General features: G+C 30.8%; 3 protein-coding genes and 1 pseudogene. All 4 read left to right on the top strand.

Going from position 1 to position 2,952, the window contains the following annotated elements; all coding sequences use genetic code 11:
• Positions 1-199, top strand: a pseudogene (locus SPD90_RS09715) (hypothetical protein); the annotation flags it as partial.
• On the top strand, positions 199-897 hold the full coding sequence (locus SPD90_RS09720) for a HEPN domain-containing protein (RefSeq protein WP_320925095.1): 699 nt from the start codon (positions 199-201) through the stop codon (positions 895-897). The pseudogene SPD90_RS09715 and the gene SPD90_RS09720, both read left to right, overlap by 1 nt.
• A gap of 365 nt (positions 898-1,262) precedes the next feature.
• Positions 1,263-2,471, top strand: coding sequence for an acyltransferase family protein (locus SPD90_RS09725; RefSeq protein ID WP_320925096.1), 1,209 nt, complete (start codon positions 1,263-1,265; stop codon positions 2,469-2,471).
• A gap of 277 nt (positions 2,472-2,748) precedes the next feature.
• Positions 2,749-2,952: hypothetical protein (locus SPD90_RS09730; protein WP_320925097.1), on the top strand; the 204-nt coding region annotated here is incomplete at its 3' end.

Raw genomic sequence — 2,952 nt, forward strand, 5'->3', positions numbered from 1 at the left:
AAGAGATCAGATTTGGTTTACTGAATTAGATAAGGAACGCTCTACTGATTTGTTTTCACTTTTAGAAATAAAAAATGTCAGAAATAATGAAAATTTAGCTAAAGCGTATATGAATGGTAGATACGGAGCTATTCCTATGTTGAATAAGAATTTTTCGGAAATATTCGAAGAGATTTCTAGTAATAATGGAGGAATGTAATGAGTAGAGATTTATCTTTAAGTAAAAGGATTGAGGATAGTAGAGATAAGAGGCCGTCTGCAGTTATTAATTTTGAACTGGATGAAATAAAAAATCACTTTGATGAAAATATTATGGATATAGAAAATCAGTTTGAGATCATTGATAAATTGGATGCTGAAGTAGATAAAGAAAAAATTGATTGTATATTGCGTTCTCAAATTGTATTTTTAGGAAGTTCTTTAGATTTTTACTTCCATGAAATTACAAAATTTGGTCTTATGAAAATATATGATGGTATATGGGAAGAAACTACTAAATATAAAAATATAGAAGTTAAAATGAGTATAGTATCGGAAGCATTAAGAGAAAGAGAAAGTTCAGAATGGTTTATTAACTTTATTAATAAAAAATACATAGAAGTTACTATGATGTCATGGGATTCAATAAATAGTCAATTAAATCTAATTGGACTAAATGTACAAAATATTGCTAAAGAGGCTTTTTTTGAAAGAGGTTCTTCAGAAAAAGTAAAGGATAAATTAAAGCGAAGAATAGGTGAACTATATAATAGAAGAAATTCCATAGCGCATCAATTTGATCGATTACATAGCGATGCTACAAGAATAGAGATATCTAAAGAAATAGTAGTTGGGTTTATAGAAGATATAAAGAAAATAGTTTATGCAATTCACAAAGATGCAAAAAATAAAGATTAATATGGAAAGTAAAATAAATAAAAATAACACACAAAATAAAATTTTTATGTAAAAAATATTTAATATTTATCTAAAAGGGGATTTGCCCGGCGATAGAGAATTATAAATACATACAAATGAAACAGATTTACAAAAATATGTAAGCCAAAATAATAAAATCAAAGAGAAACCTATAATTAGAGTAACTCATATTTAAGAGTCGGCATAGACAAATGTACTTCCCCTTTTGCCTGAGAGACTAGCAATAGTCTCTTTTTGCATGCAAAAAAATAATTTGAAAAATTTATTAATAGGGTTTAAAATGATATAGGTATAAAAAATTTCGACAAAAATTTTAAAAACGAAGAGAGGAAGTTAAATAAAAAATGGAAAGCGCAAGAACCAGTAGAAACAAAGAATTAACAATTTTAAAAGCAATAGGAATAATAGTAGTAGTGAGCTGCCACCTAGGCACAAGCATATTCAACCTTATAAATCTCCCAATAAGATCAATAGGCGAACTATTCCCAGAATATTCCTATCATATGCCCTTATTCATATTTACATCAGGCTACTTTTACAAACGCATATACGAAAGCGACCTCCTAAAACTAGCCAAAAAAAGATTCGCAGCCATAAAAAAATACATAAACTGCAACCTATTCTACTTCGTACTATGTTTCGCACTTATAAACCTAGGCTTATACGAAAAACACATAAAATTCACACTAAAAAGCCTATTCGTAGAGCCATTTCTAGGCGGATTCCAATTTTACTTCAACGGACCAGCATGGTTCGTGCCATTTTTATTCCTACTTCAAATAAGCTACGTCATCATCAGAAAAATAGTAGGCTCAAAATTTCCCTCTTTCAGCAATAAATCCGACACAACACTAAAAAAAGAGGGCATCCTCCTAGCAGCACTAATAATCACAGGATTCATCGCCGTAGGCGCATCCGAACTATGCTCAGTCTCAAACAGCAAAGTAAACGCCCTACAAAGCTTCATAAGAATCCTATTCGGACTACAATTTTTCCAACTAGGCTTCATATACAAACAATTTATCGAAAAAAACATAAAACTATCACTAAAATCATTTTTATTAGTCATAACATGCAAGCTAGCAATACTTATGCTATTTGGCTACTATACTTTTTCCCTAAGAATAATAAAATTCAACGGCCACATAATTCTACCAGTCGTCGTATCCATACTTGGAATAGCCTACTGCCTGCATCTAGCAAAATTCCTAATGAAAATAACAACACAAGCAAGCTCCAAACTAGGCGCAGCCATCTCCACAATCATATGCACAATCGGAGACAACACATGGAGCATAATGATGCACCACCTCCTTGTAAAATGGAGCCTCGGCAAAATCTATGACACGGCGTTCATGCCAAAAGCCATACTACCCATAGCAAACTACATAATAACACCAGTACTATGCGTACTTTTACCACTGCTATTTGCATGCTTATACCAACGCTTCATAAACTTCGAATTTACAGACTTAATAAAAATCAAAAAAATACAACCTAAACTAAACGCCCTTGCCCCAATAATAAAAAGTAAATTCAGATTCAAATTCTAAAAACATCTGAATTTACTTCCTTACAACCACTCCTCCGCGAAGCGTCTCTCTTACCATACATATCTCATATCCGCCCCATTGTATTTATATTCACAATGGTTAAAGTAAATACATATCTTAAGAATAAAAAAGTACACACTTATTTGCCAAATAATTCTCAATTATTTTTTAATTGCTTTTATTGATTAACTTTTTTGCTTATAGTATGATAAAAAAGAATAACTATGTATTACAATGGACATAATCATAAAGTAATATTGATTTTAATGGAGGAAATATGGCTTTACAACAAGAATTAAAAGCAATAGAAGAAGATTTTGGAGAAGCTTATCATAGTAGGAAAAAAGATTTGCAGAGTATAGATGGTATAGATAGAAAAATATTAAAAATGCATTGGGGCGGTGTTATAGTCGAGTGTTTTGTTAAATATCTTATAGTTCAAAAATATAGCATGAATAAAAGGCGTAAAAGCAAAATAGGA

This window comes from Intestinibacter sp. (assembly GCF_034113885.1).
In the GTDB taxonomy this organism is placed as follows: domain Bacteria; phylum Bacillota; class Clostridia; order Peptostreptococcales; family Peptostreptococcaceae; genus Intestinibacter.